Annotated in this window: 15 protein-coding genes and 1 pseudogene; 6 read left to right on the forward strand and 10 right to left on the reverse strand. The window is 44.7% G+C overall.

Annotated elements, in window-relative coordinates:
- Positions 1-53: 53 nt before the first annotated feature.
- Positions 54-185, reverse strand: a pseudogene (locus JC606_RS12285) (cytochrome b/b6 domain-containing protein); the annotation flags it as partial.
- A gap of 149 nt (positions 186-334) precedes the next feature.
- Here JC606_RS12285 and JC606_RS12290 point away from each other — a divergent pair.
- Positions 335-757, forward strand: a complete 423-nt coding sequence (locus JC606_RS12290; RefSeq protein WP_137406964.1) for a c-type cytochrome — start codon at positions 335-337, stop codon at positions 755-757.
- Positions 758-864: 107 nt separating this feature from the next.
- Here the strand turns inward: JC606_RS12290 and JC606_RS12295 are convergent, their stop codons facing one another.
- From JC606_RS12295 to JC606_RS12315, 5 genes are all read right to left on the reverse strand, one after another.
- Complete coding sequence (locus JC606_RS12295) at positions 865-1884, reverse strand: BamA/TamA family outer membrane protein (protein WP_332873236.1); 1020 nt, start codon at positions 1882-1884, stop codon at positions 865-867.
- Between the two features lie 327 nt (positions 1885-2211).
- Complete coding sequence (locus tag JC606_RS12300; RefSeq protein ID WP_137406962.1) at positions 2212-2706, reverse strand: peptidylprolyl isomerase; 495 nt, start codon at positions 2704-2706, stop codon at positions 2212-2214.
- Positions 2707-2916: 210 nt separating this feature from the next.
- Entirely contained in the window at positions 2917-3516 is a 600-nt protein-coding gene (locus tag JC606_RS12305) for a thiol:disulfide interchange protein DsbA/DsbL (protein WP_137406961.1), read from the reverse strand.
- An 86-nt stretch (positions 3517-3602) separates the two neighbouring features.
- Positions 3603-3935 (reverse strand): hypothetical protein, encoded by a 333-nt coding sequence (locus JC606_RS12310; RefSeq protein ID WP_137406960.1) that lies wholly within the window; start codon positions 3933-3935, stop codon positions 3603-3605.
- A gap of 148 nt (positions 3936-4083) precedes the next feature.
- Positions 4084-4695: a TetR/AcrR family transcriptional regulator gene (locus JC606_RS12315; RefSeq protein WP_137406959.1), complete on the reverse strand. Its 612-nt coding sequence runs from the start codon at positions 4693-4695 to the stop codon at positions 4084-4086.
- A 167-nt stretch (positions 4696-4862) separates the two neighbouring features.
- On the opposite strand from JC606_RS12315, the gene JC606_RS12320 reads away from it, so the two are divergent.
- The gene (locus JC606_RS12320) at positions 4863-5849 is read left to right on the forward strand and encodes a glycosyl transferase family protein (RefSeq protein ID WP_137406958.1); all 987 of its coding nucleotides are present in this window, start codon (positions 4863-4865) and stop codon (positions 5847-5849) included.
- A gap of 91 nt (positions 5850-5940) precedes the next feature.
- Here the strand turns inward: JC606_RS12320 and JC606_RS12325 are convergent, their stop codons facing one another.
- Both JC606_RS12325 and JC606_RS12330 read right to left on the reverse strand, forming a co-directional pair.
- The gene (locus JC606_RS12325; protein ID WP_137406957.1) at positions 5941-6213 is read right to left on the reverse strand and encodes a hypothetical protein; all 273 of its coding nucleotides are present in this window, start codon (positions 6211-6213) and stop codon (positions 5941-5943) included.
- A gap of 128 nt (positions 6214-6341) precedes the next feature.
- On the reverse strand, positions 6342-6575 hold the full coding sequence (locus JC606_RS12330; protein ID WP_137406956.1) for a hypothetical protein: 234 nt from the start codon (positions 6573-6575) through the stop codon (positions 6342-6344).
- 304 nt (positions 6576-6879) lie between these two features.
- Between JC606_RS12330 and JC606_RS12335 the strand changes: the two genes are divergently transcribed.
- The 4 genes from JC606_RS12335 (at position 6880) to udp (ending at position 12455) form a co-directional block, all read left to right on the forward strand.
- Positions 6880-7296 (forward strand): CBS domain-containing protein, encoded by a 417-nt coding sequence (locus tag JC606_RS12335; RefSeq protein WP_008221675.1) that lies wholly within the window; start codon positions 6880-6882, stop codon positions 7294-7296.
- Positions 7297-7440: 144 nt separating this feature from the next.
- A complete protein-coding gene (locus tag JC606_RS12340; protein ID WP_198778671.1) occupies positions 7441-8904 on the forward strand; it encodes an MATE family efflux transporter in 1464 nt (487 codons plus the stop codon).
- Positions 8905-9069: 165 nt separating this feature from the next.
- Positions 9070-11415, forward strand: a complete 2346-nt coding sequence (locus tag JC606_RS12345; RefSeq protein ID WP_137406953.1) for a zinc/cadmium/mercury/lead-transporting ATPase — start codon at positions 9070-9072, stop codon at positions 11413-11415.
- A 281-nt stretch (positions 11416-11696) separates the two neighbouring features.
- Entirely contained in the window at positions 11697-12455 is a 759-nt protein-coding gene (gene udp, locus JC606_RS12350; protein ID WP_008221668.1) for a uridine phosphorylase, read from the forward strand.
- Positions 12456-12642: 187 nt separating this feature from the next.
- Here udp and JC606_RS12355 read toward each other — a convergent pair whose 3' ends face one another.
- Both JC606_RS12355 and JC606_RS12360 read right to left on the reverse strand, forming a co-directional pair.
- On the reverse strand, positions 12643-13809 hold the full coding sequence (locus tag JC606_RS12355; RefSeq protein ID WP_061031798.1) for a DUF1887 family protein: 1167 nt from the start codon (positions 13807-13809) through the stop codon (positions 12643-12645).
- A gap of 196 nt (positions 13810-14005) precedes the next feature.
- Positions 14006-15997, reverse strand: a complete 1992-nt coding sequence (locus tag JC606_RS12360) for a methyl-accepting chemotaxis protein (RefSeq protein ID WP_137406952.1) — start codon at positions 15995-15997, stop codon at positions 14006-14008.
- Positions 15998-16018: the final 21 nt, after the last annotated feature.

Here is a 16018-nt window from a genome sequence, read left to right on the forward strand (position 1 = left end):
ATCACTTACTACCGTTTTTGTTTTTAGTTCCCGCTAATCCGCGATGAACCAAAAATTAGGCTAAACAGTGCGAGCCCAAGATAAACATGTGGGCCATTGCCACTAAAACCTGATGCCGCTAGGCCAATGAATAGTAGTGCTTGTAACCAGTGATACAGTCGTGTTGGTAGATCCCAAATTTTCATAGTTCATTTCCCAGTTGTCGTTTACGAAGTGATATTAATTTACATAACAATAGTTGCATGCACAACTGTTGTTATGTAAATTAAATACCTCTCATCGATTGGAATTGAAAGATCAGCAAATAAATCAACCAATAAACAGGAGTGACACTATGAAAAAACTGACTATCGCTTTACTTATCGCAGTGCCAATGAGCACTATTGCCGCAACTGAAGCGGTCGACAATCGCCAACAAGCTTTTAGCTCAATAGAAAAACTCAACAAGCAAGTATCTTCAGAATTAGGGAATCGTAATACAGATTGGCAAAAGGTTGAGGGATTAAGTGATAACTTGGTAGAGCACGGACTTATTCTCACCAACAGTTTTGCTGTGAGTGATAAAGGCGGTAAAGCGAAAGATGCGGTATGGAGTAAGCCTGAGAAATTCAATCAACTGATGTTACAGATGAATCAAGGTTTTATTGAGTTACAGCAAGCCAGTCTAGAACAGGACAAAAGTAAAGCTGAGCGTGGTTTAGACTCGGCCAATAATACATGCCGAGCTTGTCATCGTACTTATCGCTCTCGTTGGTAGGTTTTACTTGAGGCTCTACAAACAGAACGCCTGTACGAATAGAGTCGTGACAGGCTTGGGGGAATCATCGGTTAGATATAATGGCTTTAAAAATGCTACAGCTTGGGCTAGATATTTTCACCTAAGCTAAAGTAGGCTAGCACTTCATTTTCGTTGTTATAGGTGAAATCCATTCGCACATTGATGCGTTCCTGGCGCATTAAACGATAGCGTAGCCCGAGACCAACCATAGTAAGTCGGTCACCATCGTCAAAGCTATGATAAGGGTCAGTTGGATTCAGCCTTTCACCAAATACCTTGCCTACACCCGTTAAACCTACCACCGCAACGTTGTTCAAAAAGTTAATGGACGAGCCTGAAATCGAGTAGCGATATTCCATTTCAAGATTGGTCATGTGCGAAGCAATGTGATCACCCGCGACGAAACCACGTTGAACATTTCGTCCTTGTCGACCATAGGTGCTGTATGCACTACTTGGGGCATTTTCAGCATCCAGTAGATAACGAGTCACCCAGCGGCTTGCGATGATGTGATTGTCATCCTGCGTTAAGCTGTAAAACAGTCGGTAATCTGAAAAGAGCGAAGAGTAGGTCGCATCTTTGTCATTACCAAGCCATTCTCCATGGTCTTCATAGGTCAGCTCGAATAAAAAGCCATGATAAGGGTAGTAGTAGTGCTCTCGTTCATCCCACAAGAAAGAGAGCTTTGCTCCTGTGTCGGCTTCGTATTCTTCACTAAACCCGGTGAGTTTGAGTAAAAGTTTGTCTCGCGGTGTATCGGCAAGATAACGCGCGGTGGAGTAGTCTAAACCCATCCCGAGATAGATGTTGTCGTAAACTTTGAAATAGAAATCACCATCGAACGTGTACTCTTGGTGGTTAGTATCAACCAGATCGACCAAGGTAATGTTGGTACTAGATAAGCCCATTTCACCGCTAAACCGAATTGAATCGCCTTTCAATAAGAGCTCAGCATTCCCTTTGATGTAATAGCTATCATTTTGCGTGTAAGTCAGCGTCGCAGATAACGTTGATGCGTTCTTTGACTCGCCGTCAGCATAGAAGTTATAGATAGGAACGACAGAAATGCCTGTATCTACACTTGGATCGTAAAAGGGAATGGCAATGACACGAAATTAGTCATCCAGTTCAGGTTCTTGTGATTCTCGCGTATCAACTTCGAAAGCTGAACTTGAGAAACTGGCAACAGAAGAAAAGAGCGCTGTTGTCCACAAAGAGAGTCGAGTCATGGTTAGAGTTACATCCAATGTAAGTTGATCGCAATGCTGGAGAAGCTTGCAGATCAGGAGCATAACACGTCATTTAGACTGATGAATAGCGAGGATAGGGTTGATTATATAAATATACCGTACACCAATAAGTACAGTTGATAATATTGATGGTTATAAATGGCGAGACTGAGTCTCACCATTTGTTGCAGTTTTCGGTGCGACTTATTCGTTGATCGTGACTTTTGTAATCACAATATCTCCACAAGGTACATCTTCGTGACCCCAGCGAATTGTCGTTGGCTCAGCTGCAATCTTATTTACTACATCCATACCTGCCGATACTTTACCGAATACTGCGTAACCCCAACCTGCGTTCGTAGTCGAGGTGTGATCCAGGAAGTCGTTGTCATCAAGGTTGATAAAGAACTGTGCCGTAGCAGAATGTGGTGCATCAGTACGTGCCATCGCCACAGAACCAATCACGTTCTTTAGGCCACGGTTTGCTTCATTCACGATAGGCGCACGTGTTGGTTTTTCTGTCATGTCGATAGTGTGACCACCACCTTGAATCATGAAACCTTCAATAACACGGTGAAATGTCGTGCCTTCGTAGAAACCGTCTTGGCAGTATTTAAGGAAGTTTTTCGACGTTACTGGTGCTTTTTCAAGGTTCAGTTCAATTTCAATGTCGCCAAAGTTGGTAGTCAGAGTGATCATAAAGGTCCCAATATTTGAGTGCTAAGGGTTTGGAGTACGAGTATTTTCAGTACAACAACATAGTCGATGACTTAATAAGGTGCAGTATATGAAAAATTGCTGCGGATGCCAGTGAACAATAGCGCGAGTCTTTAATTTACATGCGCTCTGAGCGCCGATAGAGATAAAAAAGCCAGTGATGAGTTCACTGGCTTGGAGATGAAACGTGACTTAGAGCGTTAGCAGATAGTTAACGAGCTGGTTGTACTCTTCGTAGCTTTTGATTTGGTCCGGCTTTACGATGTACTTGTTATTGACCAGTACACCAGGAACGCCGGTTAGCGTGCTCGCATCAAATTGCTGATCAAAGCGTTTCTGCATCGAGTTAACCGCAAAGCTGTTGTATGCCGCGTCAAACTTCTTAGCATCGACACCGTTATCAATGAATACTTGGCGTAGTTCAGCCTCGTCGCGTGGTGTCTTTTGTTTCTCATGGATCTGAGCAAACATAGCAGGAACCATGCTTTCTTCAGCATCCAGCGCAATCATTGTTGCGTAAGCTTTGGCCATCGGCACTGCCATATTGTTACCCATAAAAGCGACGTGAACTTTTTGGAAGCTTGCTGTTTCCGGTAGGTCTTCTTTTAGGTACTTAATTACTCCTTCGAACTTGTAACAGTGTGGGCAGTAGAAAGAGAAAAATTCAGTCACAACTGGCTTGTCTGCTTTTGCTACATCAAGGACCTTGTAGTGAGTGCCTTCTTCAAACTGAGCGGCGTTGACTGAAGCGCTCATAATTAAAGCAGCAAAAAGGCTAAATAGTTTTTTCATGTGTTTATTTCCTAAATTTGGATGTCGTTAAGCACAGCAAAACTGCTGTTTTTGGGTGGCATGGATTGCCAGTTTGGGACAAACGATTAAGAAATAGGGGGGCGATAAGGTGCTTGAGGTGCAATAATCGCTTTGTGTGAAGGCTCTTTTTCAATGAGAGCCAAAGAGGCAATTTGAGTATCGAAGGACTCAGAAACAATCAATGGTGGCATTTTCAACAAGCAGACTGAGCCACAACAATGATGTTCAATGTTAGCTTGGACGATTGGCTGTGAAGGCGAGATACTGTTTGACGGCGTTGATAGATGTTGAGATGCCACGATATTGTTACCCGCAATGCTATCCACACTGATGGTGGCCATTAACATCGCAAGCAGCATAAAAACGTGTACCCAAATTTTGCTTATCAACTTTGGCATGAAATAGTGGTCTTTGTATCTGAACAACGGCTGAAATAAATCAGATTCTGCAACTGGCAAATCGCTCAGCCACAAAACGAGCAAATCATACCTCACTCGTTTGTCTATCTCTAATTAAAACCCGGCAAAACTTAGCAGGGCTCAACTTTTATTTGGCCTGGTACTGTTTGAGAAACATCTCAACCGTTGAGTTCACGATGATGTGCTTGTGCTGTGTGTCGGGAGAAGGGGCATGACCAATGATCTGCGGCCAAAAAGCGAACGACTTAATGAGTGCAATGAATTGAGTTGAAGCAAACAGAGGGTCGAGCTCGACTAAGCGACCATCGGCTTGCGCTGCTTTTATCCAAGTCGTCAGCCCACTCTCTGCTTGAGAGTATTTCTCCATTGCTTGGCTCGCAAGTTCCGCATTATGGAAGTACTCAGAGAAGAGCACGCGAGATAAGTCGATAAAGCCTTCAGACTCTAACAGCTCTAGTTCTTGATTCGCGATTGATGCGAGTTGTTGTTCAAGAGGCAGCTCAGCTTGATAAGGGAAGTGTGTGGCGGCGAGCGTTTTACTCCAAATACTGTCTAGTATTTCCTCGAGAAGCAGCTCTTTACCGGCAAAGTGGTTGTAGACGGTGCGTTTAGATACTTCTGCTCGGCTCGATATTTTATCCATACTGGTGGCCTTATAACCGTGCTCAGTAAATTCTGCGATAGCAGCGGCAACGATCGATTCTCGTTTTCTTTGGCTCAGTGTTTTCTTTACAGTCATTTGGGTACTACTCAATATGTCGCGGTTAGCATTGCATACGTTAATTTTACACCACGAAGTTTACTTTTAGAACTCCCACTATGGTTTTGGTAATTGGAGTGTTAGCAACTGAATCGCTATGCAATGTAACGTGGGTGTCATAGAATCAAAGACGTATTCGAATTTTATTGATATCAACGGAAGAGAATAAACAATCAATGAGTAGTATTTTAGAGTGTATTCGTACAGTTGGACGAGGCGAAAGAGGGCGTAAGCCTTTATCGTTCGAACAAGCCTACCGCATCATGGATGAGTATTTAAGCGGACAGGTCGGTGACGACCAGATGGCTATGCTACTGATGTTAATTCGTGTGCAGAACGAAACCAATGAAGAAATTGCTGGCTTTGTTAAAGCGTTTCAATCTCGAGTGCCCGATTTAGGGGCAGATATTGATTGGCCGTGTTATGCCGGTAAGCGCAATGAAAGCGCTAGTGGTAAGCCTTGGAACTTGCTGGCGGCTAAGATCTTGGCGGATAGCGGCTACAAGGTATTAATGCACGGTTACATGGATAAGCCGAGCGGTAGAACGCACGTAGAAAGCCATTTGCAAGATGTCGGTGTGCAATGTGCTGATAACCCTGAACATGCTAAGTCGATCCTTGAGCAAGATGGCATTGCTTATTTGCCGTTGGCTAATTTTGCTCCTGAAGCGCAAACCATGATTGGTTGGAAGCATCGTTATGGGTTGAGAACGCCGATCAATACAGTGGTTCGAGCACTGAACCCTGGTGGTGGCCGTTTAGGTTTACGTGGTAGCTTCCACCCTGGCTTCCCACAGCTTCATGCTGAAGTTGAACATGTGATTGGCAACAAATCTCATTCGGTTATCTCTTTCAAAGGAATGAACGGTGAGTCGGAATACAATCCTAAAGTGAGTCAAACGGTATGGATGAGCTCTCCTGATAAAGTTGAGTCTTTTTATTGGGAAGAGATGATGAACTCAGATCTACCACTGCCGAGTGAATGTGTACTCGGGACGCCGGCTGAAGAGATGACGTTGATGGCGAACACAGTGGTCGATAGTATGACAGCAATTTTGTTTGCGGAGACGCATGACAAAACTGAGGCCTACCAAAAAGCCGTACGCCTATGGCATGAGTACTGTGCACGTTAGTTGAAAGACTATAGAGCTTGTAAGAGAAGGTCAGCGATTGCTGGCCTTTTTTTGTATCGGGTGTTTCGGTTAAATGCTCAGGACAGAACGACTACTTAACTCGCATCAGCCGGTGCATTTTGTTTTCGAATTGAATTTCAATTACCTGCGATATCTTCATTTTATCAACACGATTGAGCATCTTGGTTTGATAGTCGCGTTTTTTCATCCACTCTAGTGGCTCTTTAAAGCCATCCTCATTTATGACAAATGATTGGTCAGTAATCGAATTTTCAAAGATATGAACCACCCAAATACGGGACTGAAAATCCAGCAATGCACTGAAGTAAGTTTTGATCTTGGAGGTGGCGGTGGATAAAGACATACGAGACCGAATAAAGAGGAGAACGTGTTGTTTATCAAGTATACCGTTTGTTGCTCAAGCTTGTCAGTCTGAATCCGGCAACCATTCGAACATGGCTGCCGTATAGCGAAGGGGTAGTGTGTGAGTTGTTACTTGAGGAACATGCCGAAATCGATTTCTTGCTCTTTCTGGTATTTGACGAGCTTCACTCTCAAGTTGTGTTGCGCCGCCATATCAATCGCTAAGCTCGACATGCTTTTTATCTCTTGTACACAGCGAGAAACGAGTGGCTTCTGTTGGTTATCAACCGTTGCTATCAGTGTGGTTTCTGTACCGTCGTGATGAGTATAAACATACGCGTAGATGGTTTTGTCGTGTTGCATAAACGTCCTAAATCGGGCTTTTCTAATTATTAGTGTGATGAAGGTTACAGGGTTTATCTATTCAAGCCACTATGGCTGAGTAAGGTTAAGCAAGAGAAAGTAAGGCTTTGTAAGGGCTCTTTTTTTACTTTTTTTGGATGTTTGAAAATGCGCTCAACCCTTTATCTGCCTCGCTTTTTTGTCTTGTTAGGTTTTGCCTATCAATAAAATTGCTGAAATCCATTTAGTAAAATCAAGATTTTAGACAACAATTAAATGAAAGAAGCAGATAAAAACATGACGCAAAGTATTTAGGGAGAACGCTATGCATTCAATTAAAGTGAAAGATTACATGACGCAGCAGGTTGTGACATTCACTCCTGATATGCCGTTAAGTCTAGCGTTAGACAAAGTGATGAGCAGTCATCACATGGGTGGACCAGTTATTGATGACAATGAACAAGTGATTGGTTTCCTTTCTGAGCAAGATTTATTAGAGAAGCTAGTTAAGGTTAGCTATTTCTGCCAAGACACACATATTGTTGGTGATTGTATGTACCAAGAGGTGCTATCAGTCGCACCAGACTTATCCATTATCGAATTGGCAGATATGATGCAAGTAGGCAAACCGAAAGCTTACCCTGTCATCGACAATCAGAAACTGGTCGGCATTATCACTCGAACCGATGTTTTAAGAGCAATCGGCAAGAACTTAGATGAATGTTTCCAACATCCTGTATAGTAGCGTGTTAAGAACGAGTATTTTTCTCAACACCCTGAAATAAAAAAGGCGCACTAGCGCCTTTTTCTTCGTGGAGTTTTTCTAATTAGACCTGTTTGTCGGTCTATAGGTTTAGCCTGTGGTGTTTCAGTTTTTGGAGGTTTCATGTCAAACCAAACTGCAAAGTTTGTAGAAGGTTCAACGATGCGCCACATTTTGGTGATGTCGGGAGCAGGCTCAGTCGGCTTGATGGCATTGTTTGTGGTCGACCTGCTCGATATGCTGTTTATCAGTATGCTAGGTCAGGTTGCACTGGCTGCTGCGGTTGGTTTTGCTGGCACACTCACTTTCTTTTCTACTTCTGTGTCGATTGGTACTTCCATTGCGATGGGCGCCTTGGTATCAAAAGCGATAGGCTCAAAAAATAGAGACCAAGCTAGAAACCTCAGCACCAGCATTATGCTAACCGCGTTTGTCATTAGCTCAACCGTCACTGCTGTGATGTACGCTTATATCCCAGAGTTATTGGCAGCCATTGGTGCGAAAGGCTTAGCCGCTGAGCGCGCACAGGCGTATTTGCAGATTTTGTTACCGAGTGGCCCGTTTTTAGCGCTTGCGATGGCGGCCGGTGCTGGTCTAAGAGCTGCGGGTGATGCCAAACGCTCTATGTGGGCGACATTATCGGGAGGGATCGTAAATGCAATCTTAGACCCTCTGTTTATTTTTGGCTTTGGTTGGAACATTGAAGGGGCGGCTATCGCCTCTGTGGTGGCGCGTTTTTCGGTTCTGTTCTTCTCACTTTATCCTTTGATTCGCAGTCACGAGCTGGTGGCTCCACCATCATTTGTGCAGTGGCGCATCAATATCCGTCCAATCTTAGCAATTGCGATCCCCGCGATCATTACTAACATTGCGACACCTATCGGCAATGCCATTGTCACGACAGGTATTGCACAATATGGTGAAGACTTCGTTGCGGGCTTTGCGGTTATTGGTCGTTTAACGCCGGTGTGTTTTGCTGTGATTTTTGCTTTGTCTGGCGCGGTAGGGCCAATTATTGGTCAGAACTTTGGTGCCGAGAGAATGGACAGAGTAAAAGAGACGCTCAATAACTCTCTATTTGTAACCACTGTGTACACCATTGTGGTTTGTGTCCTGTTGTACTTCCTACAAGATCTCGTGATTCATGGCTTTAGTCTGCAAGGGGATGCGGCGATCATTGTTGCTGCTTTCTGTACCTATGTGGCCATTACTTTCATCTTTAACGGTGCACTGTTTGTCGCGAACACCTCGTTCAATAACCTAGGTAAGCCGCTGTATTCCACCGCTCTGAACTTAGGTAAAGCGACACTTGGTACCTTGCCTTTCGTATATTTAGGTTCTCAATGGTATGGCGCGTTAGGCGTTCTTTACGGACAAGCGCTGGGTAATATTCTGTTTGGCTTGTTGGGTGTTTTAGTACTTCGTTACCACATCTCTGAATTGATGCAGGGATCGAATGTCGAGCCAGTTGAAGATGACGTGTCTATCGTAAGTTTGAATACACAGCCTTTCTGTTCTCATGATGCAGTGCTGATTGATGATGTTTCAGCGAACAGAGAAGAGTGTGCCGAACTTAAGCCTCAATAATAGTGATTTACTTGGTCGAGCCTGTTAAATAAATTGTATTAACCGAAAACTTCTTCTTGACCTTGGAGCTACCTCCAAGGTTTATACTTTCGATGAAGTTGGGGTTGGTTACTTTAATGACTGAGTAGCCACTCCAAGGGTATTGGAATATTAAGGAGATACATTATGTGCGCAAAACACGCAGCGTGCCGCTCAGTAAAAGTGGACGTTCAACCACAAGCAGCCGCAACGAGCTGCTCTAGCCCTAAAACTTCAAGCATTACTGCAGCTGGTACATCATCAGCATGTTGCCGCTCTTCTTCAACGACAGTCGCGTCATCGGGTGATGGCTGTTGTAGTTCAGACAGTGGAGAAGAAGACAGTCAGTCCTTAACGATAACGAACGAAGCCCAATTTTCTCAAAGTTGGTTGGTTTCCGGAATGGACTGTCCAGCTTGTGCCAGAAAAATAGAAAAAGCGATCAGCAATATCGACGGTGTAATTCAAGCGAAGGTGCTCTTTGCTACCGAAAAACTGGTTGTGAAATATAACAATGAAAGTCTTGCTGACACCATCGAACAAGTCTCTATCAACACTGGTTTCCCGTTAACGGAAGTGGGTTCTAAGAAAGAAAAACAACAACCAGAGACATTTTGGCAAGCGTATATCCAACCTAATTTACAGATCATAGCGATAGCCGCTGCGATGCTGTTCGCGGCGTTACTGAAAAGCTCAGCGCCTCAATTAAGTGAAGGTTTATTCATCGCGACCTGTCTACTTGGATTGTATCCGGTCGCTAAGAAAGCCGTTCAGCTCGCTCGCTCGGGAACTCCTTTCGCGATAGAAACCTTAATGAGTGTGGCTGCACTGGGTGCACTATACCTAGGTGAGACCGCAGAAGCGGCAATGGTATTACTTCTTTTCTTAATTGGTGAACGTTTAGAGGCTTTTGCTTCTTCTAGAGCGAGAAGCGGCGTTCAAGCGTTAATGGCCTTAGTGCCTGATAATGCGACCAAGATTATCAATGGTGAACGTGTTGAAGTAGCGGTAAGCGAGTTGGTGCCTGGCGATGTGATTGAAGTGGCTGCGGGTTCTCGTTTGCCAGCAGACGGCCAGTTGATTACCGATGCTGCGAGTTTTGACGAAAGTGCGTTGACTGGCGAGTCTGTGCCTGTGGAGCATATCCAAGGTAATAGCATCATGGCTGGTGCTGTAGTGGTCGATAAAGTGGTACGCATTACGATTACCTCTAAACAAGGTGAGAACGCCATTGACCGTATTCTTCACCTGATTGAAGAAGCGGAATCACGTAAAGCACCGCTAGAACGTTTCCTTGATAAGTTCAGTCGTTGGTACACACCATTGATGATGGTAGTGGCTTTGCTCGTCATCATCACGCCACCATTATTGTTTGCTCAACCTTGGGAAACATGGGTGTACCGTGGTCTAGCACTACTGCTAATCGCATGTCCTTGTGCACTTGTTATTTCAACACCTGCAGCGATCACTTCTGGTTTGGCTGCGGCAGCAAAACGCGGCGCGCTAATCAAAGGCGGTGCAGCACTTGAGCAGCTTGGCAAGATCGAAACTATTGCTTTCGATAAAACAGGCACACTGACCGAAGGCAAGCCTCAGGTGACTGATATTGAGCCACTGTCAGGTTGGCAGAAAGATGCGATGCTTCGTGTGGTTGGTGCTATTGAAGTTGGCTCTACTCACCCGCTAGCAAAATCGCTGGTGGCAAAAGTTGAAGAATTAGGCATCGATATTCCTGAGTCACACAACAAGAAAGCGCTGATTGGTAGTGGCGTGGAAGGTGACGTCGATGGTGTGAAATATCGAGTACTTGCGCCATCTAAACTTGATTTCGCTTTGGATGCACAGGTATCTAAGCAAATCGAATCGCTAGAAGATGAGGGTAAAACCGTTGTTGTTGCATTAGAGGTTAAAGACTCTGCTCAGGCAGCCAACGCGATTGGCTTGATTGCATGGCAAGACACATTACGTAGTGATGCGAAGTTAGCGATTGAGCGCCTTAATGGTCTTGGTATTCAATCGATTATGCTGACAGGGGACAACCCGCGCAGTGCTGCTGCGATCAGTGACAAGGTTGGTATGCAGTACAAAGCGAGCCTGCTTCCAAGTGATAAGGTGTCTTACGTACAAGAGTTGTCTCAACAGTCGCATGTGGCGATGGTTGGAGATGGCATTAACGATGCGCCCGCGATGAAAACCGCTCATGTCGGTATCGCAATGGGTGGGGGCACAGACGTTGCTCTGGAAACTGCTGATTCAGCACTGACTCATAACCGTCTAACTGAATTACCAGCAATGATTGAGCTGTCGCAAGCTACTATCAATAATATCCGTCAAAACGTCGCTCTGGCTCTTGGCTTGAAAGGTGTGTTCTTAGTGACGAGCTTATTTGGTATTACGGGCTTGTGGGTAGCGGTTCTGGCGGACAGTGGTGCAACAGCATTGGTGACATTGAACGCATTGCGCCTGCTACGATTCAAGTCTAAAGCAGACTAAATCCAACGCTCTTATACAAAATTGCATACTATATAAGCGCCTTTAACGGTAATACGTTAAAGGCGTTTTTTGTCTCATTAGTATGCAACGAAGGTACTGAGATTGCTTATTTTTGTGATGCCAATCGGTTTTTTGTGAAACTTGAAATCTTGTTGCTATCATTGATGTGAGCTGTGTCACTTCATTTTATAATAAGCTTAGTTAGAGTGTGTTCGTACCCCACGAATTTACTATGAGCTTAAATAAGGGTAAAAAGCCCAATAAGCCAAAAGGAGCGAACTATGTCTCAAGCTGTTTTCCATTTAGGTGTTACTGAAGCAGATCTTAACGGTGCTACTCTTGCGATCATTCCAGGTGACCCTGCTCGTGTACAAAAAATTGCAGAAGAGATGGAGAACCCAGTATTTCTTGCTAGCCATCGTGAATACACACTTTACCGCGCAGAACTAGACGGTAAGCCAGTGGTTGTATGTTCAACAGGTATCGGTGGTCCATCTACCTCTATCGCTGTAGAAGAGCTAGCTCAACTGGGTGTTCGCACTTTCCTACGTGTTGGTACTACTGGTGCTATCCAACCTCACGTAAACGTGGGTGACATGATTGTTTCTACTGGTTCTGTTCGTTTAGACGGTGCTAGCCTACACTTTGCTCCAATGGAGTTCCCAGCAGTTGCTGACTTCGAAGTAGCGACAGCAATGAAAGCAGCAGTTGAAGAGGCTGGCGCAACAGTTCACATGGGTGTAACGGCTTCAAGTGATACTTTCTACCCAGGTCAAGAGCGTTACGACACGTTCTCTGGTCGTGTAGTTAAGCGTTTCCAAGGTTCTATGCAAGAGTGGCAAGACATGGGCGTTCTAAACTTCGAAATGGAATCTGCAACGCTGCTAACCATGTGTGCAAGTTCTGGTCTGAAAGCGGGTTGTGTTGCTGGTGTAATCATCAACCGTACTCAAAAAGAGACGCCTGATCACGACACACTAAAAGTAACAGAAGCACGCTCTATCAAAGTGGTTGTAGAAGCTGCTCGTAAAATGCTTTAAGTTGAAAAAGTGCTTTAAGTCTTAATCGGACAGCAAATTTTGAAATGGCCGTATCGACTGATGCGGCCATTTTTTATTTACTGGTTAAGTGACAGAGTGAAAATAGATAAGAAAAAGGCGAGTCACTAAATAGCGACTCGCCTTTGTTATTTTGGTTTAAGAGAAGCTTGCTCTTAAATGTTTCTTTTTAGCACTCTTGGTCTTCGTTACCGCCAGCAGCCGTAAACCAAGCGGTTAGGTGCGTTTTAAGATCTTTCAATTCATCTGGGCCGATCAGAGCAAGGCCAAGATCTTCTGCGCGTGTTATGTCGTTATGACGAAGTGGACGGAAGCTCACTAGCATAGCGCGGGCTTGTAGGCCACCTAATAGGTCTCTTAGTGATTCCAGTTTGTATAGCGTGTCATCACCGTCATCACGCATGCCTTTCGTCTTACATTCGATGATGTGCAGTTTATTGTTCACCACAGATGCCACATCTAGTTCATTTCGAACTTCACGCTCGCCGAGCTGGCGGTATACCTGAACATTCAAAGAGCGGTCTTGAATGGTTGGCATGTCGTCTTGGATTTGTTTGACGGTGCTGTGAACCAGAGTTTCAAGCCATTCACCATTTGAGAAGCGTCGTGCGTCTTCATTAGCGAAAGTTAAAATACCATTGTCGTAAGTGGCGATCTTAGCTTCAACTAAATCACTCAATAGCATGTTTAGTTCACGATAGCCTTGCTGTTTTTCGGATAACTCAACATCCAGCTTCTGCTCTTTACGACAAGTGGTTGCAAGGTAGTTCAGTGTCGCTAGGCCAGGACCTAATTCAAGTGCGTTACTTGCCCAACGTTCACCTAGCTCATAAAGCTTTTGGTCTAATTGCGGAGGCAATTGCACGTCGCTGAATTCACCACGAGCGCCAAATACCGTGAGGTAATCGTCGATAGTGATGCGGTCTTGAACTTGCGCGTCTTCTTTGCCGTTCGGGTAAAGCCAGCATAGTTTGTCACTATTTGGTTCTACAACGAAGATAGGCCAGTGGTAAGTTCGGAACACTTCGTAGACTGAAAGTAGACGGTGACGTAGACCACAACTTGCGTTGAGTTTCACTTCTTGCCCACGTGCTTTTAAATCTTCGGCGAGGTTTTGAATGGATTCTTTAATCACGGACGTGTTTACGATCGTAGGAATTTCAAAAAACTCACTGGTAATGTCGCGCTTTTGCAAAACGCTGTCTAAGCGCTGATACATATCGACTTGATTTTTGTCGCCAATGAACACGATGTGCGTGCTGACCGTACGGTTATCAAGCAGTGGGGTAAGCAAGCGAATGGGGTCTTGATCGATAATGCCAACATGAACAGCCATATAAATTCCTTAATAGCGGCTCGCTCATAAAGGTGAAAGAAAAACGGGAAGCAGCAAGCCTTAATAATCATATAATGACAAAGCTCATAAAAAACAAGGGCAACTCTTGATAAAAGTTGCCCTTGTTCAAATAGTTACCACTATTGGGTAAGAAGTCCCAACAATCTCACCAAATATCTATGGTTTCATCATTTATCTATAGCTTAAATTGATGAACCAAATCCCCTTGTTGATTTGCGAGAATCGTTAGGTTTTGGCTCGCTTCAGCTATTGATGACATCGCTTGGTAACTGGCATCGGCGATGTGGTTAATGTCTTCAATATTACGCGCAATATCACCCGAGGTTTCACTCTGTTCAGCAGCAGCTTGAGAGATGTGAGTACTCATATGGCTGATTTCTAGAATCAAGGCTTGAATCTCTTCCATTGCACTATTGGCATTCGATGCTTGTTGTACCGACATGTCCATATCACTCATACAGCTTTCGATAACGTTACTTGCGGTTTTCGAGCTGGACTGTAGGTTGCTGATCATGGTTTCGATTTCAGCTGTAGATTGCGTTGTTTTCTGCGCTAACACACGAACCTCATCGGCAACGACCGCAAAACCACGACCTTGCTCACCGGCACGCGCCGCTTCAATTGCTGCATTCAGTGCGAGTAGGTTCGTCTGTTCTGCAATGCCGCGAATTACGTCTAGGATTGAGCCAATTTGGCTACTCATCTGCTGCAGTTCACCCACCGCACTTACCGACTCAGTTAGGCGAGTTTCCAGTTGGTTGATGGTGCTGATGTTGGTGTTCATGATCTGACGACCCGATTCAGAAGCCGTCTCGACTTGTTGAACCATAGTCAAAGAGCTTTGTGCGCTATTAGCAACTTCTTGTACAGAGTGAGACATCTCTGTCATCGCAGTCGCTACTGTCGCAGTTTGTTCACGCTGGCTGTTCAGTTGAGCCTGAGTTTCTGAAGAGGTCTTCTGGTTGACGCTTGCTGTTTTGGTTAGGTCGTCTGACGCATCGTTAAGCTTTACAAGAATATTGTGCAGGTTATCGGCTAAGGTGTTGATGTGACCACTCACGCGGCTGAATTCGTTGTTGTAACGAATGTCGATGCGCTGTGTCATGTCGCCTTCTGTCAGGCCTTCTAGTGTCTTAAGGATGCGCGTTAGTGGCTCTCTTACACTGTGAGCAATGTGGTAGCCAATCGCTGCCGCAAATAGTGTTACAACCACACCGATGGCAATCGCGTTGAATAGGCCTTTATCGTAAATGCTGCTCGCGTCTGCTAATGAAGAGTTGAGTTGTTCTTCGGCTGTTACGTTGAATGAGTCTAATACGGCCATCGCTTGGTCTACTTCAACCGCTAGATTGGCGATGTTTACATACAGGGCTTGCTTCGCTTGTAGGTAGTTGTTGTGCTTATCAAGAACACCGCCTTTTTGGCCTACGTCTTTGGTGAATTTCTGAACCGATTCATCGAATACATTCTTAAGAGCAGGTAGCTGTGTTGCCAAACCACGATAGGCGTAGTTTAGGTGAGTAACGGCTTTCTTGTTTTGGTTTACGGCTTTTTGTACGAATGCCACATCTGAGCTCGCGAGTGCGTCTGATGTGATCACTTCTGCATCTTGCAGTTTGATGAAGTAGCTTTTCGCCATGACTTTCACAGAGATGCTCTTCTGATCGGCAACGTACTCTTTCATGCCAACGGTCAATTCTGAGTGTAGGCGTTGGAAATCACGTGATGCTTTTTGTACTTGCTCTTGCGCTTCAAACATCGCGACGTAGTTGTTCATCGCTTCATCCGCTTCAGCAAAATAGCGTTCTTCCATGGCTCTTAGCTGAGTAATGCGTTCGATGAGTGAGGTGTGGTTTTGGCTTGCCGCTTCTAGATTACCAAGGACTTCTGAAAAAGCGTTTTGTGATGCAGCAAACTCTGTGCGCATTGCAGACATGCGTTCAGTGTTTTGTGTGGTTAAGAAATCTTTGAATGACTTATCAGCAGAAAGCAATTGGACACTTGTTTGATTGGAAAGCGCAACAAGCGGTAATGAGGTTTCTGAAACACTCTCAAAATTGCTGTGTATCTGATTCATGCTGTTCATCATGATGGTTATCGTGACTGCGAACATGATGATGATCAGTGCGAAACCAGCGTACATACGCTTGATCACAGATCCCTTCATGGCTTTCTCCCTAAATTAAAT

The organism is Vibrio sp. IB15, from assembly GCF_016406055.1.
In the GTDB taxonomy this organism is placed as follows: domain Bacteria; phylum Pseudomonadota; class Gammaproteobacteria; order Enterobacterales; family Vibrionaceae; genus Vibrio; species Vibrio chagasii.

Coding starts and splice junctions, on each gene's coding strand:
- JC606_RS12325 (WP_137406957.1), bottom strand. CDS start 6,213: ATGTCTTTATCCACCGCCACCTCCAAGATCAAAACTTACTTCAGTGCA.
- JC606_RS12310 (WP_137406960.1), bottom strand. CDS start 3,935: ATGCCAAAGTTGATAAGCAAAATTTGGGTACACGTTTTTATGCTGCTT.
- JC606_RS12355 (WP_061031798.1), bottom strand. CDS start 13,809: ATGGCTGTTCATGTTGGCATTATCGATCAAGACCCCATTCGCTTGCTT.
- JC606_RS12335 (WP_008221675.1), top strand. CDS start 6,880: ATGCATTCAATTAAAGTGAAAGATTACATGACGCAGCAGGTTGTGACA.
- udp (WP_008221668.1), top strand. CDS start 11,697: ATGTCTCAAGCTGTTTTCCATTTAGGTGTTACTGAAGCAGATCTTAAC.
- JC606_RS12315 (WP_137406959.1), bottom strand. CDS start 4,695: ATGACTGTAAAGAAAACACTGAGCCAAAGAAAACGAGAATCGATCGTT.
- JC606_RS12305 (WP_137406961.1), bottom strand. CDS start 3,516: ATGAAAAAACTATTTAGCCTTTTTGCTGCTTTAATTATGAGCGCTTCA.
- JC606_RS12340 (WP_198778671.1), top strand. CDS start 7,441: ATGTCAAACCAAACTGCAAAGTTTGTAGAAGGTTCAACGATGCGCCAC.
- JC606_RS12290 (WP_137406964.1), top strand. CDS start 335: ATGAAAAAACTGACTATCGCTTTACTTATCGCAGTGCCAATGAGCACT.
- JC606_RS12330 (WP_137406956.1), bottom strand. CDS start 6,575: ATGCAACACGACAAAACCATCTACGCGTATGTTTATACTCATCACGAC.
- JC606_RS12300 (WP_137406962.1), bottom strand. CDS start 2,706: ATGATCACTCTGACTACCAACTTTGGCGACATTGAAATTGAACTGAAC.
- JC606_RS12345 (WP_137406953.1), top strand. CDS start 9,070: ATGTGCGCAAAACACGCAGCGTGCCGCTCAGTAAAAGTGGACGTTCAA.
- JC606_RS12360 (WP_137406952.1), bottom strand. CDS start 15,997: ATGAAGGGATCTGTGATCAAGCGTATGTACGCTGGTTTCGCACTGATC.